Raw genomic sequence first — 23502 nt, forward strand, 5'->3', positions numbered from 1 at the left:
CGAAGTACGGCCGGACCACCCGATCGTGGGCAATGCGCCCGCGCGCGCATGACGGGCCGGTCGGTTGGACAGATAGTCAGGCTGGCTCGTGCGACGGCCCGCAGCCGCCGCCGGGTTGCCGCCCGGCCCCTCGCGCGTGGCGAGGGGCCGGACGACGGGGCCTACGGCGTTGCCGCCCGGCCCGTGGGGCCCGGCGAGCGGCCGCCCGGCGGGGCGGAGCGGACGGAGTCGAAGGCCTGCCGTGCCTGGCGCACCGTCGGGTCGGAGGCCTGGCGCAGGCAGGCCGTCACCTCGACCACCGCGGCGGGGCCGTCGCGGTCGATGGCGCGCAGGCCGGTCAGCTCGCGGTCGCCGCCGAGCGCCGCGCACTCCTTGTCGAGGGCCGTGTCGCCCAGCCCGGACGGGTCCGGGCCGAGCTTCTCGGCCAGCCCCTGGCCGTCCACCAGCCGGAACGCGAGGACGGCGCCGTCCACGGCCAGCCGCCCGGCGAGCGGGCAGCGGGCCGCGACCGTCGCGCACGACGGGGACGCCCCCAGCGGCTGGGTGCCGAGGTAGCCGAACCGCTCCCGGGGGTCGGCGCTCGACGCGGCCAGGGCGTGCCAGTTCACCGGCGGGTCGAGGAGCATCTCGGGCAGCCGGGGGAAGAAGACCGTCGCCCCGCTCCCGGCGGACGGTTCCCCCGGCACCGTCGGGGCGGGCGAGACCGACGGGGCGGGCGCCGCCGCCGGGGGCGACAGGACCGGGGCGGACACGGAGCCCGCGGGCCCCGTCGCGGCCCCCCGCACCGGTGCCGGCGCGAGCGCGGGCGCGGCGGCCAGCACGGCGGCGGTGAGTCCGGCGGTGAGGCCCGCGGCGAGCCCGGCCGCCCGCCGGCGGCGCCTGGACCGCTCGACCCGGGCGAGGACGCGCTCCATCCGGTCCTCCGGCGAACCGAGGGCGGGGACGGCCCGGTGGAGCAGGATCCGCAGCTCCTCCTCGTCGTCGGGCCCGCCCTCGCCCGGACCGTACGGGTCGAGCAGGTCAGCGCCGTTCACGGGGTCCCCCGTCCAGCAGGAGTTCCCGGGCCGGCAGCCGGCCGCGCAGGCCGGCCAGCGCCCGGTGCGTCTGGCTCTTGACGGTGCCCGTGCTGCAGCGCAGCACCTCGGCGGTCTCCTCGACGCTGAGGTCCTCGAAGAAGCGCAGCACCACCACGGCCCGCTGACGCGGCGGCAGCGACCGCACCGCCTCGGCGACCACCCGGCCGAGCACCACCCCGTCGTACGGGTCCGGGCCCGGCGGCGGCTCCGGCAGTTCGCCGTGCGGCAGCTCCCCGGTCCAGCGGCGCCGCCACCAGGAGACGTGGCAGTTCACCAGGACCTTCCGCAGGTACGCCTCGGGCCGGTCGGGGGCGATGCGCGTCCATCTGGGCCAGACCTTGGCGAGCGCCGTCTGCAGCAGGTCCTCGGCCTGGTGCGGGTCGCCGGTCAGCAGCCAGGCGGTGCGCAGGAGCTTGGGCCCGCAGGCGGCGACGAACTCCTCGAAGTCCGGCGGTGTCGCGTTCGTCATCCTGCCGTCGTCCCCGCCATGGTGTCCGTGCCGTCCCCGTCTGCCGTGGCGGCCGCTCGGGCCGCGTGTTCGTTCTTGCTCTCACGGCAGCTCGACGCGTCGGGGGGCGGTTCGGGTTGCCTGCGGGCGCGGACCCGCGAGCCGGTCCGGGAGTCGGCCCGGTGCCCCGGGCGGTGCGGGGACCTGGACAGCGGCGCGGCACTCGTCCACGCTTCACCTCCATGACTCTCCCCCCGCACTCTCCCGGTGCCGCGCGCACCGCGCTCTTCGAAGAGGTCACCGCGGTCGGCGACGAGGCCGTCGCCCTGCTCGCCGGCTGCCGCGGCGACACCCGGATCCCCGGCGCCGAGTGGACGGTCGCCGAGGCGGCCGCCCACCTGGCGATGGCCAACGAGCTGATGGCCGCGCTGGCCGCCGGCGAGGAACGGCCGTACGGGGACGGCACCCCGGGCTCGCTGGCCGCGGCGAACGCGGCCTCGCTGGCCGAGCGGCCCGAACGGGACCCGGACGTGCTCGCCGAGGAGATCGCCCGGCGGGCACGGGAGTTCACCGTGGCGGCCGCCCCGCGCGCGGGCACCGAGCCGGTGTCGACCCCGCTCGGCCGGATGGACCTGGACACCCTCGGCGCCTACCTGCTGACCCACATGCTGGGCCACCTCTACGACATCGCCGTCGCCCTCGGCCGCCCGCACCCGATCGACCGGCGCCGGGTCGGGCTGGCGATGCCGTTCGTGCGCACGGTCATGCCGCGGGTGACGGACGCCCGCGCCGCGGCCGGCCACAGCGCCTGCTACCGGCTGCGCGGCCGGGGCCTGGACGGGTTCGCGGTGACCTTCACGGACGGCGCCGCCGCGGTGAGCCAGGACCCGCCCCGGCGCCCGGACTGCACGATCCTCGTCGAACCGGTGGCGTTCCTGCTCATCGCGCTGGGCCGGCGCAGCGCCCCCGGCGCCCTGCTGCGCGGCGAGGTGCTCGCCTGGGGCCGCCGCCCCTGGCTGGCCCCGTCCTTCCCCGGGCTGTTCGCCGCCCCCTGACCCCTGACCCCGCCGGGCGGCCCGCCCGGGCCGGGGCCGGGCCGGGCCCGGGTTACGCCGGACCGGGGGCGCGGGCCGCCGCGCCCCCCTCGGCGTCGCGGCACGCCCCGCAGGTGTTCCAGCGCGGCCGGCCGGGCCCGGGGGAGCGGTGCGGGGCGAGGGTCATGTCGGAGGTGCGCAGGCCGCACAGGGTGAGCGGCCCGCAGACGCCCGAGGCCTCCGCGGGGGCGGCGTGCGCCATCCGTACCGGGTTCTCGGGGTCCGCCGGCACGCGGCCGGGGCCGAGGATCCGCACGTTGGTCGGCGTATCGGGTTCGAGCACGATGACGGTGTCCACCTCCACAACCTCGCCGCAACGCCGCCCCCCTGCACCCGCACAGCGGCATCCGGCCCAGCCCCGGCGCCCCCGGACGTCAGGGACGCCCCCGCTCCGGCTGGTTCACGGCGTCACAGCCGGTCGTAGACGGCGGACAGCCGCTGCAGCACCTCGGTGGCCCGGTCGAGGGCGTCGTCGTCGTAGTCGCCCAGGTCGCCGTGCAGGGCGTCGGCCAGCGCCCGCTGGCGCTGGTCGTGCAGGGCCCGGCCGGTGTCGGTGAGGGCGACCAGGACGGAGCGCTTGTCCTCGGGCTGGCGGGTGCGGGTGACGTAGCCGGCCGCGACCAGGCCGTTGACCAGCTGGGTGGTGGCGGCGCCGGTGGTCTCGGTGCCGGCGGCGAGCCCGCCGATGCTGAGGGGGCCCTGTTCGGCCAGGGTGCGCAGGGCCCGGGCGTGGGTGAGGGAGAGCGCGCCGGGGGTGCGGGTGGCGCGTCCGCGCAGCCGGGCGTCGGCGGCGCTGAGGCGGTAGGCGGCGCGGGCCAGGCGGTCGAGCGCCCGGGCGCGGTCGTCGGTGGGTGGCGGCTCGGCCATTGGTCGGTCCTCTTCGTCGGGTTGACAGCAGCCTAGCCTCGGGACTTAATAGCTAAGTACTTATTCATTAAGTGCTTAGCCAACTGGATCCCGCCGGGGGACCCGCAACCGGATCCCCCCGTCGGACCCCGTAGAGGAGACCGTCATGACCGTCCGTTCGACCGGCCAGAGCTGGGCCCTGGACATCGCCCTCGCCCAGGGCGGCTTCGACGCGCTGCACCCCGAGGCCGTCGGAACCATGGAGCAGCTGGGCCACGACCACACCGACTTCGCCAAGGTCTTCGCCCTGGTCAGGAGCGGCGCGATGCTGCCCAAGGCGTGGGCGACGGTGGCCGGCCAGGCCGAGGAGCGCGCCGCCCACCACGAGCGCGGCGGCTTCGCGCAGACCGCCGCCGACCTCTACCTGAGGGCGGCCGTGATGTGGGGCCGGGCGCAGTACTCGCTCTTCGACGCCGCCGACCCGCGCAAGGCGGCCATGCGCGAGCACGCCAACCACTGCGTGGAGCGCCTGGGCGCGCTGCGCGAGGGCCGGGTGCGGCGGGTGGAGCTGGACTTCGAGGGCTCGCGGATCTTCGCCCTGCTGCACCTGCCGGCCGGGCCGGTCCGCAACGCGCCGGCCGTCATCCTCGGCCCCGGGATGGACATGATCAAGGAGGACTACATCTGGGCGGCCGAGCGCTACTACACCTCGCGCGGGATGGTCGCGCTGTCCATCGAGGGGCCGGGCCAGGGCGAGAGCCGCGCCGGCGGGCTGACCGTCGACCTCGGCAACTACGAGCGGGCGATCGGCCGCTACCTCGACCACCTGGCCGCGCTCCCGGAGGTCGACGCCGACCGGATCGGCATGTTCGGCATCTCGATGAGCGGCTACTGGGGCTCCCGGGCCGCCGCGGCCGACGGCCGCCTGGCCGCGCTCGCCGCCTTCGAGGCCGTCACCGGGGACTTCGCCACGATCTTCGAGCGCGCCCAGCCGACCTTCAAGAACAACTACATGTACATGGCCGGGTACACCGACGAGGAGGCCTTCGACCGCGACCTCGCCCACCGCATGCCGCTCGGCGACCTGGTGGCCGACATCGCCTGCCCGGTGCTCCACGGCATCGGCGAGTTCGACGAGCTCACCGACCTCGCCCAGGCCCTGGAGAGCTTCGAGCGCATCCGGGCGCCGAAGGAGCTGCGGGTCTACGAGGACGAGTTCCACCCGCTCGGGGGAGTGGCGGCCGAGGTCTTCCGGTTCGGGGCGGAGTGGCTGGAGCGGGCCCTGGCCGGCGAGTTCACCGACCCCGGACGGGACGTGCGCCACTACGTCCACCGCGACGGCCGCACCACCGACGGCAGCGCCGACCCGGCATGGTGGCTCGGCACCGCCCCCGCCCCGCTCGCCGCGCTGCGCCGGGGCTGACCCTTCGCGGACGGACGGCCACGCCCCGGGGCACCTCCACGCCCCGGGGCGTTCCCCCGTTCCCGGCGGCGGCCCCGGGCTGGAGGAGCCCGCGTCGGCGGCAGCCCCGAACCTCGCTATACATGCCATGTATACATGGTGTGTATAGTCCTTGATCATGTCACTCGGACAGATGCTCCTCGGCTTCCTGGAAGCCCAGCCCCGCCACGGCTACGACATCAAACGCCTCTACGACGAGCACTTCGGCCGCGACCGCGCCCTGCACTACGGACAGGTGTACGCCACCCTCTCCCGCCTGCTGAAGAACGGCCTCGTCGTCGTCGAGGGCGTGGAAGCCGGCGGCGGCCCGGACCGCAAGCGCTACGCCATCACCGACGCCGGCGTCACCGACCTCGCCGACTGGCTCGCCCACCCCGAGGACCCGCAGCCCTACCTGCAGAGCACCCTCTACCAGAAGGTCGTGCTCGCCATCCTCACCGGCCGCTCCGCCGCCGACGTCCTCGACACCCAACGCGCCGAACACCTGCGGACCATGCGCGAACTGACCCGCCGCAAACTCGCCGGCGACCTCGCCGACGAACTGATCTGCGACCACGCCCTGTTCCACCTCGAAGCCGACCTGCGCTGGCTCGAACTCACCGCCGCCCGCCTCGACGACCTCACCGCCCGCCTGACGGAGACCCCGCGTTGACCACCGCCGAACCCCTCCTCCACGCCCAGGACCTGCACAAGTCCTTCGGCCCCACCCCGGCCCTCGCCGGCGCCTCGCTCACCGTCGCCGCCGGCGAACTCGTCGCCGTCATGGGCCCCTCCGGCTCCGGCAAGTCCACCCTCCTGCACTGCCTCGCCGGCATCACCCGCCCCGACCAGGGCGCCATCACCTACCAGGGCCGCTCCCTCACCACCAGCACCGACAGCGAGCTCAGCGCCCTGCGCCGCACCGACTTCGGCTTCCTCTTCCAGTTCGGCCAACTCGTCCCCGAACTCTCCTGCCTGGAGAACGTCGCCCTCCCGCTGCGCCTGAACGGCACCCGCCGCAAAGCCGCCGAAGCCCGCGCCGCCGAATGGCTGGAACGCCTGGAAGTCGCCGACACCGCCGCCAAACGCCCCGGCGAGATCTCCGGTGGCCAGGGCCAACGCGTCGGCGCCGCCCGCGCCCTGATCACCGGCCCCCGGGCCGTCTTCGCCGACGAACCCACCGGCGCCCTCGACTCCCTCAACGGCGAACGCGTCATGAAACTGCTCACCCGCGCCGCCCGCGAGAGCGGCGCCGCCGTCGTCCTCGTCACCCACGACGTACGGGTCGCCGCCTACGCCGACCGCGAGATCGTCGTCCGCGACGGCCGCACCCGCGACCTGGCCACCACCCGGTGAGCGCCACCGACCCCCGGGTCCGCCGACCGCACCTGGACCAACTAGCCCTCGGCGCCCGGCTCGCCGTCACCAGCGGACGGGACGGCTGGGGCCGCCTGCTGCTCACCGCCTGCGGCGTCGGCCTCGGCGTGGCCCTCCTGCTCTTCACCGCCTCCTTCCCCGGCCTCGTCCACCACCGCGACCAGCGCCTCTACACCCAGAACGACACCTTCCGGGACGAGGACCTGCCCACCCCCGGCGACCGCACCGTCCTCGTCGCCACCGCCGACACCGCCTTCCACGGCACCCCCGTCCGCGGCCGCGTCGTCCAACCCGAAGGCCCGAACGCCGCACTCCCGCCCGGCCTCGCCGCCTACCCGGCCCCCGGCACGATGGCCGTCTCCCCGGCCCTCGCCGACCTCCTCAAGGACCCCGCCAACCACCTGCTGCGCGAACGCCTGCCCTACCCCGTGACCGGCACCATCGGCCCCGCCGGACTGCTCGGACCCGGCCAGGCCGACTACGTCCTCGGCGGCGACCACCTCTCGGTCGACACCGGCGCCGTCCGGATCACCGCGTTCGGCCACTTCTCACCGCCCAAAGCCATGGACCCCAAGCTGGTCCTGCTCAACGCCGTCGGCCTGACCGTGATGCTCGCCCCGGTCGGCGTCTTCCTCGCCGCCGCCGCCCGCTTCGGCGGCGAACGCCGCGACCGCCGGCTCGCCGCACTGCGCCTGGGCGGCGCCGACCGCCGGATGACCTCCCGGATCGCCGCGGGGGAGTCCCTGGTGGGAACGGTGCTGGGCCTGGCCGCGGGAACGGCGCTCTTCCTCCTCGGCCGGCAGCTCATCGGACGCGTCCGCCTCGCCGGATTCAGCTTCTACCCCGAGGACGTCGCACCCCAGCCCGCCATCGCCGCCGCGATCGCCGTCGTCGTCCCGCTCATGGCCGTCGGCGTCACCCTGCTCGCCATGCGCCGGGCCGCCCTCGACCCGCTCGGCACCGTCCGCCGCTCCGACCCCGGCCGGCGCCGCATCGGATGGCGCCTCATGCTGCCACTGGCCGGCCTGTCCCTGACGGTCTTCGCCCTCACCCTCTCCGACCCGGCCCAGGGCACCCGCGGCTCACTCCTCGTCGCGTTCGGCGTGCTGCTCACCCTCACCGGCGTCTGCACCCTCCTGCCCTGGTTCGTCGAAGCCGTCACCCGACGGGCCGGCGGCGGCCCCCTGTCCTGGCAACTCGCCACCCGCCGCCTGCAGACGGGCTCCGGACCGGCCGCCACCGCCGTCAGCGGCGTCGTCGTCGCCATCGCCGGCGCCATCGCCCTGCAGACGCTCTTCCTCGGCATCAGCACCCAGTACGAGCAGTACGCCCGGCCCCAGCCCACCACCGGCCCCTACCGGCAGTCGGTGACCTTCCCCGGCGGCGCCCCCAGCGCCGAGGCCCTCGCCGACCGCCTCGCCCGCGGCCCCGGGATCCAGGCCACCGCCGCCTACACCGAGTTCGCCCTGGAGAGCGCCACGGCCAAGTCCTGGGAACTGCCCTCGGTCCGCATCGCCTCCTGCGCCGTCCTGCGCGGATTCGCCACCCTGCCCCACTGCGAGGACGGCGACGCCTTCGCCCTCCAGGGCCCGACCGCCCGCCCCGGCGCCGACCCCGTCCCGCCCGGAACGACCGTCCACGCCGCCTACTACCGCGGCACCGGCGAACCGGCCCCCTTCCCCCTGCCCGCCCCGACCGCCACCGTCACCCCCGTCCAGGACGCCGACCCCAACGGCCGCATCGGAGCCGGCCTGCTCCTGCTCACCCCCGCCGCCGTCCCCGCCGACGCCCTGCGCGGACAGCCGGCCACCGTCCTGGTCTCACTCGCCGACGCCCTCCCGGACCCGAACGAACACCTCACCACCGCCGTCATGGCGATCGACCCCCAGGCCCGCACCGAATTCCCGCTCGACCCCGCCCCCGACGCCACCTACCTCGCCGTCAAACGCCTGCTGACCGCCGGATCGGCGATCACCCTCCTGCTGGTCGCCCTCAGCCTGCTGGTCGGCCAACTGGAACGCCTGCGCGAACAGCGCCGCGTCCTCGGCGTCCTGAACGCCGTCGGCACCCCCCGACGCGTCCTGGCCCTGTCCGTCCTGTGGCAGACCCTCCTCCCGATGGCCCTCGGCCTGGCCCTGGCCACCGCCGCCGGCCTCCTGACCGGAACGGTCCTCCAGTACTCCTCCGGCGTCCCCCTGAACACCGACTGGGCCTCCCTGCTCGCCATGACCGCCACCGCCGCGGGCGCCGTCCTCCTCACCACCGCCCTCGGCCTGCCCCAACTCCTGCGCCTGATGCGCCCGGACGCCCTGCGCCACGAATAACCCCGCCCCCCGCCCGGACGGCGCCGCCCGGGTGGGTGACGGTCAGCCGGCCCGGGCGACGGCCCCGGGCCGGTCGACCGTCACCGGCGCGGTCAGCCGCCGGCGGCCGATCCGTTCGGGACCGGCCGCCAGGGGGAGAGGTCGACGGCACCCTGGACGTACCCGGCCTTGTTCCAACTGCCGTTCGCGTGGCGGACGGTGTGGAAGAGCGTGCCGCTGCTGGTGCAGGTCTCGAACACCAGGTGCAGCTCGTTGTCCACGTTGGCGCCGTCGGCGCCGCACACGTAGAAGGGCTGGTCGAGGACCTGCTGGCCGATGGGCCCCCAGCCGCCCCAGTTGCCGTCGGAGGTGCGGATCGTGTGGTAGACGGCGATCTGGCTGTTGTTCACCACGGCGACCTGAAGCTGTCCGTTGATGCCCGCCGCGACCACGTCGTGCGGCGCACCCCACGGGGAGGGGGTCCCGGCCGCGCCCATGATGTTGCCCCAGCCGTCCCAGGTGCCGTTCGCGTGCCGGATGGTGTGGAGCACGCTTCCGTCGTTCGACACGGTGGCCACGATGTGGAGTTCACCGTTCACCTCGGCCGTCGCGAGGCTGGAGAACCGGTCCGAGGCGAGTCCCGGAGGGGCACTGATCGCCCCCCAGGGCTGCCAGTTCCCGTCCGGGCCCTCCACGGTGTGGACGAGCCGGCCCGAGGGGTCGATCGCCGCCAGCTGGACCTGGCCGTTCACCACCGCCGCGCCGGCCCTGCCGGTCTGGAAGTACTGACTGGAGAGGGGCAGTTCCGCCAGGCCCTTCATCGGGGTCGGCGCGGGCCAGCTGCCGTCGGGCTGCTGCGTCGACTGGACGAACTGCGTGCTCATCGGACCGGAGTACCGGAGGCCGAGCAGCCGCAGCCGTCCGGAGTCGACGACGGTCGTCCAGTACCGGAAGCTGTAGAACTGCGGGACCTCCCTGGCGGCGTCCCAGGTCCCGTCCGGCGCCCGTCGGGTCTGGACGACCTTCCCCGGATCGGCGCGCAGCATCAGGTTCAGCCCGGCGGTCGGCGCCTCAGCCGTGACGGCCCGGGGCGCGGCACCGGCCGGCGCGGCCGTCATCACGGCGGCGAGCGCCACCGCCGAAGCCAGCATCGAGGCGACGCGCCCCCGGTGCCGACGCTTGGTCTTCCACATGTCGTGTTCCCCCCTGCGCACATGGGCCCGATCGGGCCGGGTGCTGTCCTATCAGAGCCCGAAGGTCGATGGAAAGCGAAAAAAGCCACCCGCCGACTGCCGGAGACAGCCCGCCTGCCCCCGCCCTGTCCAACCGTCCCGGCCCGGTGGCCGGGCCGACCCGAAGCCCCCGCCCCGCTACCGCCGCGCGACGGGGGCGATCATCAGGCCAAGATGGCGCCGACCGCCGGCGCCGGGACGGATGGCCTCGCCGCGCAGAAGAGACGGAGTGCCGCCACGATCCAGCCCGTACACGACAGAGTCGGGCTGCACCCGGACCGAGCGGAGTCCGATCGCGCTCAAGGACGCCCGGGCCGTCGTCGCCGCGTGCGAGGAGACGGAGCACTGCCGCTCCCGGTGCGAAATGCACCGGGAGCGGCAGTGGTCACGGCGGTCCCACGCTGGACGGCGTCAGGTCTGCCGAGTGGTAGAAGTACCGTGGGTCAGCAGTCGCTGACCGCCGGGGTTTGGAAACGTCCCTGGCCCGTGACGCTGAGGAAGCCCACCACGCTGTTGCAGAGAACGTTGAGGTTGTGCCAGGCGTAGGACTTGGTCTCCCCGGCGTTGATGCTGAATGCCCCGGCATCGTTGTAGTCGGTGCCCTGGTAGTTGAAGCCGAAGCGCGCCGTGACAGCGCCTCCGGCGCTCTTCGAGTAGGTCACCTCGACGGTCGATCGAGCGTCCTTGATCCGGACACAGAGGGTTCCGTTGCTGAGGCTGGTGCACCTGCTGGTGTCCAGGATGGATGCCGGCGCCTCTCCCGTCGACGGCGCCTCTGCTGCGGCGGCGGGAAGGGCCCCCGCTCCGAGTGACAACAGGGACGTCGCGGCGATCGTTCCTGCCTTTGTCAAGCTTCACATGGGATTCTCCCTGGTATTCCTGGGCCCTGATCGGGCTTCGGAATCGACCTTATTAATCGGTGATCGTGCACGCAATGCTGAATTGACTCTTGGCTGGAACGGCTCGGCGTTGACCCGCCAATGGTGGCCATCATTCCGGTTTTTGAATCATGATATCCGTATCGAGATGCCGATTTTTGCCGGATGGGATGTGTTGCGGAATTGAAAATGGAATGTCATGATTTGGCCGCGCGGGTTTATGGGTGATATGTCGCAGGTGAATTCTGGCCCGGCGGCCAGAATTCACCACGATCGGAGCAGGTGGAGCGACTGCGCGGTGCTCCACAGGAAGAACCCGATCGCCGACGTGCAGACCAAGGAGCCGAAGGCGGCAGCCGGCCTCAGGCCGCGACTCACCCACAGGGCGCCCCCGAGCGGCGCGGCGATCAGCAGCAGTGAGATCCAGACTCGTGCGGTCGCGTCACCACCGAACATGTAGGACCGCGTCGGACTCCAGGCGTAGAGGCCCTGGACCACCACCAGGCCCCCCAGGACGCCCGCGGCCAACGACTTGGCGAGGGCGGTGCCATGGGTGATCCGCCATCCAAGCGCGCCGGCGGCGGGACCGGCGACGGCCGCCACCATCGCCCAGAAACCGGTCTTGTCCACCAGATAGCCGCTGCCGGCGCTGGGTCTGATGTGCACTACGGCGTTCCCGCCGTAGTAGGTGAGCACGGCGAGGACCATGATCAGCGCGCCTGCGCAGGCCGCTGTCAGCAGCCTCTGACAGGCTGCTCCCAGAATCCCGGCTCCCACTCCCCAGGCGACGCCAGTGCTGGCGGCCACCGACAGAATGGAACCGAGCTGACCGGGGACAGTGTCGGCGACCAGGGCCACGACGCCCAGTGCCAACCCCGCCGGGACGGCGAGTGCGCAGACGACCGCGTCGGCCGGGCGAGTGGGTGATTTCGATTCCCGCGGCACTGGGGTCACTGGGTCACCGTCGTTCCATCGCGGTCCTTCTGCTGGGTGCGGTTCGCTGTGCCCAGCGAGAGGATCCTGTGCGCAGCGAGAAGCAGGGCAACGCCCAGGAGGTATCCGGCCGTATTGCCCGCGACGTCCATGATGTCGGAAGAGCGGCCGCTCTTGGTCAGCCACTGCACCGATTCGATGGCGACGGAGAGGGCGAAGCCGAAGCCGAGGCCGAAGAGGCGGCGACTGAACCCGGTGAACGCGACGACTCCGAGCGGGAGCATCATCGCCGCATTGAGGATGAGCTCCTCCCAGGCGAGGCTGTGAGGTTGCGCGGCATCGTCAAGGAATGCGGCCGGGGTGAGGTTGAGGCTCCGACCGCTGTGGCCGATATTCCCCCAGCCGCCCTGTGGCCGAAGGGTGATGTAGAGGATGACGGCGGATGCGATAACGGTGGCTACCTGGGAGATTCGCACCATCAGTCGCCTATTTTTGCGTAAGGCGATCGCAAAGGCTAACGCGCAGGTGAGGGCCGCCAGCATGCCGATCGTCACGGTCATGACGTTTACATGGAGGGCGATCTTCCACATGGGGGCAAACTCCGATCGAATGATTCGCCAGGGGCTGTCGCCTCGGAACACGATAGTGGCAGATGCCTGTCCAGCCCCAGCCCATGTGTATCCGGAGGTCTAGGCAGCAGTCGTTTGCGGAGAAACCGGAAAGATGGAGGGCGATCGGAATTCGGGAATCAGAACCGTCCGTGCTCCCGGCGACCCGGTGGCGTCCCGTCAAGCCGCGGCCGGTGGGCCACCACCGTCCAGGAGCACGCCAAGCCGTTCCTGGGCCACCGCCTTGGCGGTGGCCGTTGGAGGGGTCACCCCTCCGGCGCCGCATGGCTCTCCACCCCAACCGCTCTCACCTGCCCTCCCGCCCTGCTCCGTGGGCCGTGCGAACCTGGACGGCTCGCCACCGTCGGTTCGGGCACCGTTGCCCACGGGGACCTCGTCGGCCACAGCCCCGCACCCGGACGCACGCGCCGCCGGCTGCACCGCGCTGCGCTCCTCGCCGGTGCGGGGACGAGGTCGAGCGGGCCGCGGGTCTCGCCGCGGTCTCGGGTGTCGGTGACGAAGGCGGCGTGGATCCGGCCGACGTCGAGCAGGTAGTCGCTCCCCCGCCGGACCCCTCGGCATCGCGGCGCCGGCCGGGGTCGGCCTGCCGGCCGTGCGCGGGCGACGGGACGGTCCGTCAGCCCGTGCGCCAGTTCCGTGAATTCCCCGGTCCCGGAACCCGTTCCAGTGCCCTGCTCGTTCCGCCGCGGCTTTCCAGGCGCCGCCGAACGCGCAGCTCAGGGCACATGTCGCCGTTCCAGCGTCCCGAACCGCCGGGCAGCGCTGGCGGGCGGGACGGATTCCGGGGAAGCCCAGCAGCAACCAGTACTGCGACACCCGGTTCCCGGTCTCGGTGTCCACCCGGGCCGCCGACGTCCCCGCGCAGCTGTTGTCCTCGACGCACCCGTGGCCGCAGGGGGCCGGCTCGGCCGGGTGGAATGCGCCCTTCGGGACGGCCGACCGGAGTTCGCGGTGGGCGCGCGGGAACGGGCGGTCCCGGGCGTGCCATGCTGCTCCGCATGATCGACACTCCCGACAGTGGCGCCTCGGGCCCCACCTGGTCGTTCGCCGGCGCGTGCGAGCCGGCCGACTATCCCGCGGTCGGGGTCTTGGGCGTGCCCGGTGTCCAGCACGCCGGGGGCACGGGCCGCACCCTGTGCGGGATCCGCGGCCGGTACCTGAGGCGCTTCCTGAACCTCTTCGAGCCGCAGTACCCGGGCTCGTGCCACAAGTGCCGGGCGCTTGCCGAGGCCGCGCCGTCCCGGCCGTGCGGACAGGAACGCCTGCACGACCTGCTCCTGCGGGACGCCGACGACGCGCCACTGCGCACGGACCTGCTCGCCGGGGTGCGTCGATCGCGATCTGGATCACCGGCCCGACAACGGACCTCCAGTCCCACACCCGGCTCGATCTGATGACGGAGGAGGCCGGTCCGGCCGCCGAGGCGCTCGCGGCGGTCGGCAGGTCCGTCACGTTGGCCCGGGTGGAGGACGCCGACCGGCAGTACCTCGTCGTCCTGCCGCCCGACGGCCGCGCCCGCATCGCGCGCGGGGCGGTGGTTCCCGCTCCGGCGGCTGGTCGGTGACCCCGGGGCAGTGGTGCGGGGCGTTCCGTACCGCCGGCTCCCCGGGGTCGGCGTTCAGCGCAGGACGGCGAGTTCGGCCACCACGGCCCGGTGGTCGCTGCGCGGCAGGGCGTGCTCGGAGACGTCGACGGCGGTGAGCGCGGGCCCGTGCAGGACGTGGTCGATCTGGATCACGGCCGGGACGCGGTAGTCGGGGTGGTCCTGGGGCCAGGTGGGGAAGAGGCCCGCGCCGAGCTCCTCGTGGGTGTCGGTCAGGCCGGTGCCGATCAGGTCGCGCATCGGCTTGTGGTCGAGGGTGGCGTTGAAGTCGCCCAGCAGGACCGCGTTGTGGTTGCGTCCGGGCGCGGCGGCGCGCAGGCCGTGCAGGTCCTCGGCCCAGCGGCGGGCGTCGCCGAGCGGGTAGTAGGTGTGGACGGCGACGAGCTGCACCGGGCGGCCGCCGACGTCGACGGTCAGGTTGGTGGTCGGCCAGGCCGGGTCGGCGGCGGAGCCGACGGGCAGCCGGGTGTAGAGCGCGGTGTCGGTGCCGGCCGGCCGCTCCCGGTGGGGCAGCAGGGTGCGGATGCCGGCCGCGTCCAGGGCGTCGGCGGCGGAGTCGCTCTGCTCCTCGACCGCGAGCACGTCGATCCGCTGCTCGCGCACCAGGTCGACCAGGGACTTCGGCGAGACCTGTCCCATGAAGTTGTTGCTGGTCGCCACCCGCAGCCGGGGCGCGTCGGCGGGCGCGTGGGCCCCGTCCGGGACGAACCGGGGCACCAGCCACCACAGTTGCAGCACCACCAGCGCGGCCGCGACCCCGGTCAGCCACCGTGCGCGCAGCACCGCCACCACCGCCAGCAGCAGCACGCTGAGCAGCGCCGCGTACGGCAGCCCGGCCATCGGCAGGGCCAGCACCGTGCCGTCGTCCCACCCGAGCAGCCGCACCACCGCGAGCCCGGCCGGGCCCAGCAGCAGCACCCCGCACCCGACCAGCGCGGCGAGCCGCCAACGGCTCCGGCCGGCGGGCGACGCGCTCTTCGACGTACGGTCCGTCACGGTGCTCCTTCCAGGGCGGCGGCCGGCAGCCATGATCACCGGCCGCCGTCGAGAAGGACGGACGCCCGCGCCCGGGGCCCCGGTTCCGCACCACCGGCCGAAGCCGGGCCCCTCGCCGATCTGTACGGCATCATCGGATCCGAACTTTCGTAGCAGGCCTCGCGGCAGAGCCCTCCAGAAGGAAGATGGTGCAGATCAACGGATGTGAGCATGCTTCCGTCGCCATCTCCGGGGAGGAACGCTCCGACACGTGCCGGCGCCCGCATGGATGCCCCGGCTGTGTCAACCGCCCGGACCGGCGTGCGGTGGGATAGCCGATGCTGCACGTGTCTGTGGGAAAGCGTCCGGGTGACGCGGCGCCACATCTCTCACCAGCTCAGAATGCAAAGCGGATCGGTGATCATGCCTGTTCAAGTAACTGACTGCTCCTTCGGCTACCGCAAGGGCTCCCGGGTCCTGGACTCCTTCAGCCTCCGCCTGGGAGAAGGGTGCAGCGTGCTGCTCGGCCCGAACGGCGCCGGCAAGTCGACCCTGCTGGGCCTGATCGCCTCCGCTCTCAGGCCCGAGGCCGGTCGCATCACCCTTGACGGGTTGGACACGAGCAGTTCCAAGGACCTCAAGGCCTACCGCCGGAAGGTCGGCTGGCTCCCTCAGCACGTGCGGCCGGTGCCCGGCCTGCGAGTGCGGGAACAGGCGGCCTACGCGGGCTGGCTCAAGGGCATGTCGCGGAGCGAGGCCTGGGAGCGGTCCCGGCAGGCCATCGAGAAGGTCGGGCTCACCTCGCTCGCGGACCGGCGCAGCGGGGAACTCTCCGGTGGACAGTTACGACGGTTGGGGATCGCCCAGACCCTGGTACACGACGCCCAGGTCGTGCTCCTGGACGAGCCCACGGCGGGACTCGACCCGGTCCAGCGCGGAGTCTTCCGGGAACTGATCGGCGAGCTGCGCCACCTCACGAGTTTCGTCGTCTCCACTCATCAGACCGAGGACCTGGCCGAGACCTACGACTCGGTCGTCGTCCTCGACCAGGGAAAGGTGCGTCATCAAGGGCCCATCGATTCCTTCCTGACGCTCGCGCCGCACGGTGTCCCCGCGGAACGGCGTGCCGAGACCGCCTATGCCGGCATCGTCACCGGGGAGGTGTGACCGTGCCCTGGCGCACCATCTTCCGGATCTCGTCGGCCGTGCGGGCCATGCCCGTCCTGCTCGTGTGGATCACGATGTACAGCGGCAGAATGACCGGCTGGATCACCGACGGCTACTGGCCTTCCGTCACGGCCCAGAGCAGTTTCCTGCTCAGCTTCACAGCGCCCGCCGTCGCGGCCTGCGGGGCCTGGGAAGGCCTCAAGGTGCGCCGGTCCGCGGTCCTCGGTACGGCACCCGCCCGTTCCGCCACCGCCATCGCCCTCTCCGTTCTGGCCCCGACCCTGGCCCTCGGCACGGTCTCCGTCCTGGCCGCCCTGGCCTTGTTCGTTCCGCAGGCCGGTGGGGTTCCGGGCTGGTCCACCCCCGTCGTCATCCTCCTGGAACTGCTGGTCGTCCTCGCGCACACCGTGGTCGGCTACGTGCTCGGACATGTCCTGCCGCGGCTGCTCGCCGTGCCCCTGACCCTCGTCGCCAGCTTCCTCTGGATGGCCTACCCGTCGACCCTCGACGCCTTCTGGGTCCGTCAGCTCAACGGCCGCAACCTCACCGAGTGCTGCGCGCTGGACCAACTGCCGGCCACCCGGGCGGTCCTCGCGCCGACCGTCGTGGCTGTCGGGATGGTGGTCGCCGCCTGGATCTGGACGAGGCTGCGCGGGAACTACCGGCTGACCGCCGTCCTGGCACTGGTGGCCACGGCGACGGCAGGGGCGGGGATCGCGGCACCTCTCGGATACCGTGCGGCGCAAGCACGTCCGGAAAGCGAGCAGACCTGCACCACGGCGGCGCCACGGGTGTGCCTGTGGCCCGAGCAGCGGGCCGACGCCACCAGCATCACCGACTGGGCGGTCGAGGCCCACCAGCGTCTCCAAGCCGTTGGTCTGGCACAGCCCTTGACGGTGGCACCGTTATCCGCCCGGCCCGGTAAGGACGAGGTGCAATCACTCGTCGCGCTGGGGTACATCCCCAACGGGGCTCCCGACTGCGCCAAGGAGTCGTTCGCCCGCTGGCCCGGCGTGGAGGCGGTCGCCCCACTGTCGTCCTGGCTGAAGCTCACGGCCGGAGTCACCCCCAGGACGGTCGAAGGCAGCTACCGGCCACAGGAGGTGCAGCTCGCCCGTCAGGTCATGACACTCCCGCAGAGTGAACAGCTCGCCTGGTTCCGGAAGAACGCGGACACATTGGGTCGCTGCGACGTCAAGCCGGTCCTGGACCCCGCGCAGTACCATCAGCCGGGCGCGCCCTCCTTCCAGGCGGTCCGATGATCTGGTGGCTGCGCATCAGGTACGTTCCCGCCGTCGCCGTCGGCCTGCTCTCCTGCATCCTGCTGGGCAGCGGTGCCGACTCCGTGATGGTCCCCATCCCGGTGGTGATCGGCGGGCTGACGTTCGACCTGCCCATGTCCTCGCTCCTTCCGCTGGTTCCCGTCTGCCTGATCCTGGAGGGCCAGGCCCGTGCCGACGCTGTCGCGGAGCGCGTCGCGGTCCGCGCCGTGGGCGGATGGGACGCGGTCTTCATGGCCGCATGTGTCGTGGTCTGCGCGCTGGCCGCCGTCGTGGCATCCACGGCGGGCGCGGGCAGCGCCGCCACCGCCCTGGCCCGCGACTTCGCCGGCTACCTCGGCCTCGCCCTCATCATCCGCTGGCTCGCGGGAGGGCGAGTCGCCACGGCGGCCACTGCGCTGTTCCCCTTCCTGTGCGCCTCCTTCGGTCTGGTGCACAACAGGCCCGGCATCTGGGCCTGGCCACTGCACGACGCCAGATCAGTTACCGCGTCGATACAAGCTCTGGTCCTGCTTGCCATCGGTGCTCTCTCGCTCGTCGTCCCCCCGCTGCGCCGGCGTGCCGGTGTCGATGGCGACTGACGTCTCGATCGCTGTCGGAGCGGGACCGTCGGATGAAGGGGGCCTCGGTCGTGGCCGCACCGATGAAGTGCCCGCCCGATTCGCGGCAGCGAGCGGTTGCCGCATAACGGGCTGCCGATCCGGCTCAGAGGAACAGGGCGACGATTCCGGCGAGCAGGCCGGCGGCGATACCCAGGACCGTTACGGCCATGAGCCCGACGCCGGCGCTGGTGAGCAGGATCCTGCCCTCCGGGGCGTGGCCGCGCCAGGCGGTCGTCAGCAGCCAGCCGGCCGACACGGTGCCCAGGACGAGGATCATGGCGGCGGCGATGCCGTACTTGATGACGGGTGACGCCGACGGTTCGTGGGCCACGCCCTTGGCCAGCCGTACCGGCAGCAGGGTGCCGGCCCGGTGTTTTCCGCTCGTGTCCTGTACCACGATGGGCCGGGCCTGGTCCGCGCCGCCGCCGGCGGGGGTGAAGCTGCCCTTGCAGTTGGTTCCGTCGTTGTAGCCCTCGCTGTCGGACACCTCGTAGCAGTCCTCCACCACGACGACGCCGTCCGGCGGGCCCAACCCCAGGGCCGCGCTCATCCGCTCCGCGGCCAGCGTCCAGGTCAGCGCCGCCGCTCCGGCGAGGAGCGCCACCGCCAGTACCGCCGCCGCGATCCGTGTTGCCGTCCGCACCCTCGCCGCCTCCCTCCCCGTATCCGCGCCCGCTCGGCGGACCGGTCCTGCATCGGCCAACTGATGGTGACAGCAGCCTAGTTGACGTTCAATGCCCGCACCCGCCCGAAAGGTCCCGGGGCCTACCGCCCGACCTGTGGGGCGTGGCGCGCACCCGGCGTGCCGCGAACGCCGACGCCCCCGGCCTGGACAGCCGGGGGCGTCAGCGCGTTCGGGCACGGGACGGGTGCGGTGCCGGCTATTCGACCGCTACTTGACCGCGCGCAGCGCGTTGACGATGCCGAAGCCGTAGAAGCCGTTGACGCGCTTGCCGCCCGCGCAGACGGGGTCCGCGGCGCCGTCGCCGTTCGGACCGGCCGGGCAGCCCGGGTTGTCTGCCTGGGCCTTGAGCAGTGCCTGCAACTGGGCCGGGGTCGCCTCCGGGTGGGTGGACTTCAGCAGCGCGGCCACACCGGAGGCGTGGGGAGTGGCCATGGAGGTGCCCTGCTCGTAGCCGTACTGGTTGTCCGGCAGCGTCGACAGGATGCCGCCTTCCTTGGACGGCGTGTCCGAGGCCTGGTACTGGTCGCCGCCCGGCGCCGCGACGTCGATCACGCCGAGTCCGTAGTTGGAGTAGTACGCCTTCGCGCCCTTGGCGCCGGTCGCGCTGACCGTGACGACGCCCGGCAGTTGCGCGGGCAGGTCCCAGCACCTGTGCGGGTCGACCGTCCGGCTCGACGGGGTGGAGTCGTTGGGGCTGCCGCCGTCGGTGAAGCCGTCGGAGGCCAGGTCGTGGTTGGCGTTGCCGGCCCCGGCGACGTTGAGGGTGCCCTTGCGCTGCGCGTAGAGCTGGGCGCGGTTGACCGCGTCGACGATGGCCTTCTGGTCGGGGTCGTCCAGGCAGTTGTACTGCCACGGGTCCACGTAGTAGCTGTTGTTGGTGATCTGCACACCGTGGTCGGCGGCGAACACGAAGGCGCAGACGACGCTCTCGGCGTAGATCAGCTGGCGCGGGGTGGGCTGGGAGACGGTGATGCCGGAGACCTTCACCCCGGGTGCCACGCCCGCGACGCCGACGCCGTTGCGGGCGGCGGCGATCGTGCCCGCCACGTGCGTGCCGTGGAAGTAGTTCGCGTCCACCGGCCGCCAGGAGCCGTAGGTGGTGTCGGCCTTGCCGCTGGCGCAGTTCGCGGACTGCGAGGGGGAGAAGTTCGGGGCGAGGTCCGGGTGGGTGTCGTCGACGCCGGTGTCGACGACGGCGACCGTGACGTCCCTGCTGCCCGGGTTGATCTCCGCGGCCTTGTCCGCGCCGATCGCCCGCAGGGCCCACTGCTCGGCCTCGAGGGGTTCGGTGCCGCTGCCGGACGCCTTCGCGATCGTCGCCACCTCGGCCTCGGACAGGCGCCGCACGGCACCCGCCTCGGTGGTCCCCGCCGCGCTCAGCGGCGCGGTCCGCGTGGCACCCGCCGACTCCACGCCGCGCACCGCGCGCAGCCGCCCGCCGAAGCCGGGGTCCGCCGAGTGGGCGACGATGACGCCGATCCCGTCGTACGTGACGACGACGGTGCCGCCGGCCGCGGTGATGGCCCGCTGCACCTCGGCGATCGTGCGGTGGTCGGCCCTGGTGTTGACGACGTACGACAGGGTGTGCGCGTCCTCGGCCTGCGCGGCGGACGGTATTCGGGGCGCCGCCGAGGCCGAGGCGGGAAGGAAGCCGAGCGAGGCGGTCAGCGCCAGCGCGACCGGGACGGCCAGGCCGAGCCGGGGCAAGGAACGTCGTCGAGCCATGTGGTCTCCGCATCATCAGGGTGGGGGACCCGCCCGACAGCAGAGTGACGGCCGGGCAGGCACATGAGGGTGGTACGGGAGTAAAGCTGTCCACCACCTCGCCCCGATATGCCGACCGTGCCCAAGACGGCCCGCGCGACCGGGAGTTCCAGTACCGGGCACGCCCCCCGGACGCCCGCCAAGGTGCGCGGCCCCGCGTCGAACCGGAGAGCAGGGATCGACAACTGCCCCCGGAACGCCACGGCTTGGTCGCCAGGACGTACACCGTGACCGGGCCCGGGTCCCCGCCCCCAGCCGCACCGCCCGCGAACCCCCCGGCCCGGGGCCGCCCCTCCACCCCACGGAGGAAGCGGCCCCGGGCCGGGGCGCGGAGGTGGGGATCAGGCGCCGGGCGGGGTCACGTAGCCGGAGATCTTCCACTTCTTGACGCCGCCCTTGGCGGTGCGCGGGTCGATGTGGCGGTGGGCCACCTTGTTGCTGACGTTGCCCTCGACGGTGTCCAGGGTGCCGTCACGGTTCACCGAGACCACCACGCCCACGTGGCCGCCCTGCTCGTAGGCCGGCGGGCCGTAGACGACGAGGTCGCCGGGCTTCGGCGAGCCGGTGTGGAACAGGTGGTGCTCCTGCCCCCACTTGCCGACCCCGCGCCCGAGCAGGGTGGTCGGGACGCTCTTCACCCCGGCGTGCCGCCAGGTCCACTCGGCGAACGCCGCGCACCAGGAGGTGTTGCGGCAGGTCTGGCCCTTTCCGGTGAGGTACTTCTGGCAGGCCGAGTCGCTCTCGGTGACCCCGATCTGACCGCGCGCCGCCGCCGCGATCCGGTCCCGCAGGGTGGCTGCCGCCGGCGCCGCGGCACCCTCGCGCAGGGCGTCGGCGTCGGCAGCGGTCCCGCCGGTGACGGTGACGGTGGCGGTGGTGCTGCTGTCGGCGGTGGCGGTGGAGCCGGCGGCGGGCGGGGTCGCCGGGAGGGCGAGCGCGTCCGCCGCGCCGGTCCCGGTGAGCGCGGCCGCCGCCAGCACGGCGAGGGCGACGGCGCGGCCCGTGCGCTGCTTGAGGGTGGGGAGCGTGAGGTGACGGGTCGGGTACATCGGTGACTCCTTCGAGTGCATCCCGTGCCCCGGGGCGGCATACGAATGCCCGGGTACGGGAGGGGGGTGGGATTCGCCGGGGGTTTCACCGGCTGGTCGTCAGCGTTGCACGGCCGGGCCGCCGACTCCTACGCTGCGCGATCAGATGGTTACTCATTCGTATGCAGTCGGGTATGCGTGCGCTCCGAGCTGCGGATATGCACGGGCCGAAGGAGAGGGGAGCGGACGGATGCCGGACAGGGGAGTCACCGGGCCGGAGGCGGAGGGCGTCGGGGACGGGGCGTCGGCGCGGGTGGAGCTGGCGCGGACGCTGCGCGAGTGGCGGGCCCGTGCGGGGGAGCTGCCGCAGAAGACGGTGGCCCGGCGGCTCAACATCGCCCAGACCACCGTCTCCCGCTACGAGAGTCCGGACGGCCGGCACCCGGCGCCGGAGGCGGCAGTCCGCGCGCTCTGGTCCTGTTACCGGTTGGCGGAGGGGGACCTCGACCAGGCGCTCGCTCTGCGCGCGCGGGTGGACGAGGAGCTGCGGGCGGGGGCGGCATCCGCCAAAGTGGCGGCCCCGGTGCCGGTGGCGGCGGTCGCGGTGGCGGCAGGAGCGGCCGTGGGTGGGGCGGTGGTGGCCGCCGGGGCCGGGGAGCCGGCGGCCCCGGCGGCGGGCCGGAGCCGGCACCGGGTCGCCTGGGTGGCGGTGGCGACGGCGGCCCTGGCCGGGGTGGTCGCGGGCGGGCTGCTGGTCCACCGCCTGCTCGCCCCGACGGCGACGACCGGCGGGGCGGACGAGGCCCGCCGGTCGTCGCCCGCCGCCGCGCCTCCTGCCGCCTTCCCGACCACCGACTTCGACATCATCTACGGAAACACCTCCACGAAGGGCACCCTGACCTGGTACAACCGCTCGGTCGGCCTGAGCGGGCAAGGCAAGTCCGAGGACTCGGCCGACTGCCGGGACACCACGGCGACGAGCTACTCCGCCTCCGGCAGCGAACTGGGCAGCATTCACACCGGCGTCGTCTGCGGCGCAAGCGAGAACTACAACGCCGCAATCCCCGCGGATGTTGCCGGCGGTGCCTCCACCGTCAGGATCTGCCTCGACGACGGCGCCACCCCGCCCGCCGTGCTCAAGTGCCAGGATTCCAGGCGCCCCTGAGAACCGGCCGTGGACGCCGGGTGCGCCGCCAGGTGGCTCGCAAGGACGTGAGCGCTCCGGTCCGCATGACGGCCCGCCCCCCTTGTTGAGGTGCGGGCCATCAGTCCTCGAACACCACGCACAGGAACACCATGGACCATCCGGCTGGGAAACGATCTACGACGGAGCGGGAACCAGGCTGTAACCGGAACGGACAATCCACTGGTCGGCGCATCGTGTCGGTTGGCCACGAAGCCAGCCGCCCCAGGAATCGCCTGGGCGACCGGTCCGTGCCGTGAAAGGATGCCGGTTCAGGACAGGGGAGACGGGGCGTCATGGGGCTGGACTACAGCTACGAGATCTTCACGCCTCCTCGGAACGTCGCAAGGGCACTGAACCGGCTGGCCGAGCTCGCACCCCAAGCCCGCGACACACCACCGCTTCCGGTGACCCTGCCTGGCGGCGAGCAGCTGACCGTGCCGTTCACCTCGAAGTTCAGGAGCGAACCCGTCGACTGCTCGGCAGGCGGCACGCTCGAACTGGACACCTCGATCGCCATCGGTGTCGACGACGCGGTGCGCGAGTTCTTCCTCGACGATTTCGACCGGGTCGACGAGCGGGGACGGGTGTCGGTCGGGTACGTCTACCTGTCCGTCAGGTTCTCGCCCGCGTGGCACCCGGACTTCGCGTCGCTGCAGTTCACCGCGGCCACCTCCGGCATGAGCCGGATGTTCGCGCGGTCCGCGAGCGTCAGGAAGGTGTTCACCGACCTCACCGCCGCCACCGGTGGTGTGTGCTGCCTGCTCGACACCGAGGCCGACGTCTTCGACATCTGCTGGCTCAACGGCGAGACGGTCAGCGGTGAGACCGTCCCGGGCCCCCGCTTCCCGCGCTTCCACGATCTCGTCGCCGCCTGGTGCGCGCCGGCGGAGTAGCACGGCAACCACGCCCACGGAGGTGGCGCCGCAGCCGAGTCGGCCGCGGCGCCGCTCGCCCC

25 protein-coding genes are annotated in these 23502 nt (G+C 73.1%); 13 read left to right on the forward strand and 12 right to left on the reverse strand.

All coding sequences use genetic code 11. The features are described 5' to 3' along the window. Window positions 1–161: 161 nt before the first annotated feature. Both ACFVU7_RS30965 and ACFVU7_RS30970 read right to left on the reverse strand, forming a co-directional pair. Window positions 162–1034 (reverse strand): hypothetical protein, encoded by an 873-nt coding sequence (locus ACFVU7_RS30965; RefSeq protein ID WP_388048374.1) that lies wholly within the window; start codon window positions 1032–1034, stop codon window positions 162–164. Next, entirely contained in the window at window positions 1021–1545 is a 525-nt protein-coding gene (locus tag ACFVU7_RS30970) for a SigE family RNA polymerase sigma factor (protein WP_049660912.1), read from the reverse strand. The genes ACFVU7_RS30965 and ACFVU7_RS30970 overlap by 14 nt, the downstream gene beginning before the upstream one ends. Window positions 1546–1766: 221 nt before the next feature. Here ACFVU7_RS30970 and ACFVU7_RS30975 point away from each other — a divergent pair, with 221 nt between their 5' ends. Further along, entirely contained in the window at window positions 1767–2579 is an 813-nt protein-coding gene (locus tag ACFVU7_RS30975; RefSeq protein ID WP_074005407.1) for a maleylpyruvate isomerase family mycothiol-dependent enzyme, read from the forward strand. Between the two features lie 52 nt (window positions 2580–2631). On the opposite strand, the gene ACFVU7_RS30980 is transcribed toward ACFVU7_RS30975, so the two are convergent. Next, window positions 2632–2916, reverse strand: coding sequence for a hypothetical protein (locus tag ACFVU7_RS30980; RefSeq protein ID WP_388048375.1), 285 nt, complete (start codon window positions 2914–2916; stop codon window positions 2632–2634). A 110-nt stretch (window positions 2917–3026) separates the two neighbouring features. Beyond that, the gene (locus ACFVU7_RS30985) at window positions 3027–3485 is read right to left on the reverse strand and encodes a MarR family winged helix-turn-helix transcriptional regulator (RefSeq protein ID WP_049654428.1); all 459 of its coding nucleotides are present in this window, start codon (window positions 3483–3485) and stop codon (window positions 3027–3029) included. Window positions 3486–3630: 145 nt separating this feature from the next. Here ACFVU7_RS30985 and ACFVU7_RS30990 point away from each other — a divergent pair, with 145 nt between their 5' ends. The 4 genes from ACFVU7_RS30990 to ACFVU7_RS31005 all read left to right on the forward strand — a co-directional run bounded on the left by ACFVU7_RS30990 (window position 3631) and on the right by ACFVU7_RS31005 (window position 8606). Further along, the gene (locus ACFVU7_RS30990; protein WP_388048377.1) at window positions 3631–4887 is read left to right on the forward strand and encodes an alpha/beta hydrolase; all 1257 of its coding nucleotides are present in this window, start codon (window positions 3631–3633) and stop codon (window positions 4885–4887) included. A gap of 157 nt (window positions 4888–5044) precedes the next feature. Next, the gene (locus ACFVU7_RS30995) at window positions 5045–5578 is read left to right on the forward strand and encodes a PadR family transcriptional regulator (RefSeq protein ID WP_074005410.1); all 534 of its coding nucleotides are present in this window, start codon (window positions 5045–5047) and stop codon (window positions 5576–5578) included. Beyond that, complete coding sequence (locus ACFVU7_RS31000) at window positions 5575–6261, forward strand: ABC transporter ATP-binding protein (RefSeq protein WP_074005411.1); 687 nt, start codon at window positions 5575–5577, stop codon at window positions 6259–6261. The genes ACFVU7_RS30995 and ACFVU7_RS31000 overlap by 4 nt, the downstream gene beginning before the upstream one ends. Beyond that, window positions 6258–8606 (forward strand): FtsX-like permease family protein, encoded by a 2349-nt coding sequence (locus tag ACFVU7_RS31005; protein WP_388048379.1) that lies wholly within the window; start codon window positions 6258–6260, stop codon window positions 8604–8606. Before ACFVU7_RS31000 ends, ACFVU7_RS31005 begins: the two co-directional genes overlap by 4 nt. A gap of 92 nt (window positions 8607–8698) precedes the next feature. Here the strand turns inward: ACFVU7_RS31005 and ACFVU7_RS31010 are convergent, their stop codons facing one another. Both ACFVU7_RS31010 and ACFVU7_RS31015 read right to left on the reverse strand, forming a co-directional pair. Further along, window positions 8699–9778: a hypothetical protein gene (locus ACFVU7_RS31010; protein WP_074005413.1), complete on the reverse strand. Its 1080-nt coding sequence runs from the start codon at window positions 9776–9778 to the stop codon at window positions 8699–8701. 482 nt (window positions 9779–10260) lie between these two features. Further along, window positions 10261–10479, reverse strand: a complete 219-nt coding sequence (locus tag ACFVU7_RS31015) for a hypothetical protein (protein WP_074005414.1) — start codon at window positions 10477–10479, stop codon at window positions 10261–10263. Between the two features lie 58 nt (window positions 10480–10537). Here ACFVU7_RS31015 and ACFVU7_RS31020 point away from each other — a divergent pair, with 58 nt between their 5' ends. Beyond that, window positions 10538–10882: a hypothetical protein gene (locus ACFVU7_RS31020; RefSeq protein WP_388048381.1), complete on the forward strand. Its 345-nt coding sequence runs from the start codon at window positions 10538–10540 to the stop codon at window positions 10880–10882. Window positions 10883–10959: 77 nt separating this feature from the next. Here ACFVU7_RS31020 and ACFVU7_RS31025 read toward each other — a convergent pair whose 3' ends face one another. After that, complete coding sequence (locus ACFVU7_RS31025) at window positions 10960–11649, reverse strand: DUF6518 family protein (RefSeq protein WP_388048383.1); 690 nt, start codon at window positions 11647–11649, stop codon at window positions 10960–10962. Beyond that, a complete protein-coding gene (locus tag ACFVU7_RS31030) occupies window positions 11646–12218 on the reverse strand; it encodes a VanZ family protein (protein WP_388048385.1) in 573 nt (190 codons plus the stop codon). Before ACFVU7_RS31030 ends, ACFVU7_RS31025 begins: the two co-directional genes overlap by 4 nt. 1037 nt (window positions 12219–13255) lie before the next feature. On the opposite strand from ACFVU7_RS31030, the gene ACFVU7_RS31035 reads away from it, so the two are divergent. Together ACFVU7_RS31035 and ACFVU7_RS31040 are read left to right on the forward strand one after the other, a co-directional pair. Continuing rightward, window positions 13256–13651: a hypothetical protein gene (locus tag ACFVU7_RS31035; RefSeq protein WP_388048387.1), complete on the forward strand. Its 396-nt coding sequence runs from the start codon at window positions 13256–13258 to the stop codon at window positions 13649–13651. Beyond that, entirely contained in the window at window positions 13651–13821 is a 171-nt protein-coding gene (locus tag ACFVU7_RS31040; protein ID WP_388048389.1) for a hypothetical protein, read from the forward strand. The genes ACFVU7_RS31035 and ACFVU7_RS31040 overlap by 1 nt, the downstream gene beginning before the upstream one ends. Window positions 13822–13875: 54 nt before the next feature. Here the strand turns inward: ACFVU7_RS31040 and ACFVU7_RS31045 are convergent, their stop codons facing one another. Then, entirely contained in the window at window positions 13876–14856 is a 981-nt protein-coding gene (locus tag ACFVU7_RS31045) for an endonuclease/exonuclease/phosphatase family protein (protein ID WP_380739712.1), read from the reverse strand. 402 nt (window positions 14857–15258) lie between these two features. Here ACFVU7_RS31045 and ACFVU7_RS31050 point away from each other — a divergent pair, with 402 nt between their 5' ends. Genes ACFVU7_RS31050 through ACFVU7_RS31060 form a run of 3 tightly spaced genes read left to right on the forward strand, consistent with a single transcriptional unit; the run spans window position 15259 to window position 17863 of the window. Continuing rightward, on the forward strand, window positions 15259–16002 hold the full coding sequence (locus ACFVU7_RS31050; protein ID WP_375876081.1) for an ATP-binding cassette domain-containing protein: 744 nt from the start codon (window positions 15259–15261) through the stop codon (window positions 16000–16002). Between the two features lie 2 nt (window positions 16003–16004). Beyond that, the gene (locus tag ACFVU7_RS31055; RefSeq protein WP_388048391.1) at window positions 16005–17264 is read left to right on the forward strand and encodes a hypothetical protein; all 1260 of its coding nucleotides are present in this window, start codon (window positions 16005–16007) and stop codon (window positions 17262–17264) included. Further along, window positions 17261–17863, forward strand: coding sequence for a hypothetical protein (locus ACFVU7_RS31060; RefSeq protein ID WP_074005420.1), 603 nt, complete (start codon window positions 17261–17263; stop codon window positions 17861–17863). The genes ACFVU7_RS31055 and ACFVU7_RS31060 overlap by 4 nt, the downstream gene beginning before the upstream one ends. Before the next feature lie 124 nt (window positions 17864–17987). Here the strand turns inward: ACFVU7_RS31060 and ACFVU7_RS31065 are convergent, their stop codons facing one another. The 3 genes from ACFVU7_RS31065 to ACFVU7_RS31075 form a co-directional block, all read right to left on the reverse strand. Then, window positions 17988–18527 carry a hypothetical protein gene (locus ACFVU7_RS31065; protein ID WP_388048393.1) on the reverse strand — a complete coding sequence of 180 codons (540 nt, stop codon included), beginning with the start codon at window positions 18525–18527 and terminating at the stop codon, window positions 17988–17990. Between the two features lie 249 nt (window positions 18528–18776). Continuing rightward, window positions 18777–20294: a S8 family serine peptidase gene (locus ACFVU7_RS31070; protein WP_388048395.1), complete on the reverse strand. Its 1518-nt coding sequence runs from the start codon at window positions 20292–20294 to the stop codon at window positions 18777–18779. Between the two features lie 380 nt (window positions 20295–20674). Continuing rightward, window positions 20675–21382, reverse strand: a complete 708-nt coding sequence (locus ACFVU7_RS31075; protein ID WP_388048397.1) for a CHAP domain-containing protein — start codon at window positions 21380–21382, stop codon at window positions 20675–20677. Window positions 21383–21611: 229 nt separating this feature from the next. Between ACFVU7_RS31075 and ACFVU7_RS31080 the strand changes: the two genes are divergently transcribed. After that, window positions 21612–22526: a helix-turn-helix domain-containing protein gene (locus tag ACFVU7_RS31080; protein ID WP_388048399.1), complete on the forward strand. Its 915-nt coding sequence runs from the start codon at window positions 21612–21614 to the stop codon at window positions 22524–22526. A 314-nt stretch (window positions 22527–22840) separates the two neighbouring features. Beyond that, entirely contained in the window at window positions 22841–23440 is a 600-nt protein-coding gene (locus tag ACFVU7_RS31085; RefSeq protein WP_380739727.1) for a hypothetical protein, read from the forward strand. The last annotated feature ends 62 nt before the right edge of the window (window positions 23441–23502 follow it).

Source organism: Kitasatospora sp. NPDC058046, from assembly GCF_042885595.1.
In the GTDB taxonomy this organism is placed as follows: domain Bacteria; phylum Actinomycetota; class Actinomycetes; order Streptomycetales; family Streptomycetaceae; genus Kitasatospora.

Bases quoted from the DNA above. Each gene is read 5' to 3' on its own strand.
- ACFVU7_RS30970 (WP_049660912.1), bottom strand. From the start codon at position 1,545: ATGACGAACGCGACACCGCCGGACTTCGAGGAGTTCGTCGCCGCCTGC.
- ACFVU7_RS30975 (WP_074005407.1), top strand. From the start codon at position 1,767: ATGACTCTCCCCCCGCACTCTCCCGGTGCCGCGCGCACCGCGCTCTTC.
- ACFVU7_RS30985 (WP_049654428.1), bottom strand. From the start codon at position 3,485: ATGGCCGAGCCGCCACCCACCGACGACCGCGCCCGGGCGCTCGACCGC.
- ACFVU7_RS30990 (WP_388048377.1), top strand. From the start codon at position 3,631: ATGACCGTCCGTTCGACCGGCCAGAGCTGGGCCCTGGACATCGCCCTC.
- ACFVU7_RS30995 (WP_074005410.1), top strand. From the start codon at position 5,045: ATGTCACTCGGACAGATGCTCCTCGGCTTCCTGGAAGCCCAGCCCCGC.
- ACFVU7_RS31010 (WP_074005413.1), bottom strand. From the start codon at position 9,778: ATGTGGAAGACCAAGCGTCGGCACCGGGGGCGCGTCGCCTCGATGCTG.
- ACFVU7_RS31030 (WP_388048385.1), bottom strand. From the start codon at position 12,218: ATGTGGAAGATCGCCCTCCATGTAAACGTCATGACCGTGACGATCGGC.
- ACFVU7_RS31035 (WP_388048387.1), top strand. From the start codon at position 13,256: ATGATCGACACTCCCGACAGTGGCGCCTCGGGCCCCACCTGGTCGTTC.
- ACFVU7_RS31040 (WP_388048389.1), top strand. From the start codon at position 13,651: ATGACGGAGGAGGCCGGTCCGGCCGCCGAGGCGCTCGCGGCGGTCGGC.
- ACFVU7_RS31050 (WP_375876081.1), top strand. From the start codon at position 15,259: ATGCCTGTTCAAGTAACTGACTGCTCCTTCGGCTACCGCAAGGGCTCC.
- ACFVU7_RS31060 (WP_074005420.1), top strand. From the start codon at position 17,261: ATGATCTGGTGGCTGCGCATCAGGTACGTTCCCGCCGTCGCCGTCGGC.
- ACFVU7_RS31070 (WP_388048395.1), bottom strand. From the start codon at position 20,294: ATGGCTCGACGACGTTCCTTGCCCCGGCTCGGCCTGGCCGTCCCGGTC.
- ACFVU7_RS31075 (WP_388048397.1), bottom strand. From the start codon at position 21,382: ATGTACCCGACCCGTCACCTCACGCTCCCCACCCTCAAGCAGCGCACG.
- ACFVU7_RS31080 (WP_388048399.1), top strand. From the start codon at position 21,612: ATGCCGGACAGGGGAGTCACCGGGCCGGAGGCGGAGGGCGTCGGGGAC.
- ACFVU7_RS31085 (WP_380739727.1), top strand. From the start codon at position 22,841: ATGGGGCTGGACTACAGCTACGAGATCTTCACGCCTCCTCGGAACGTC.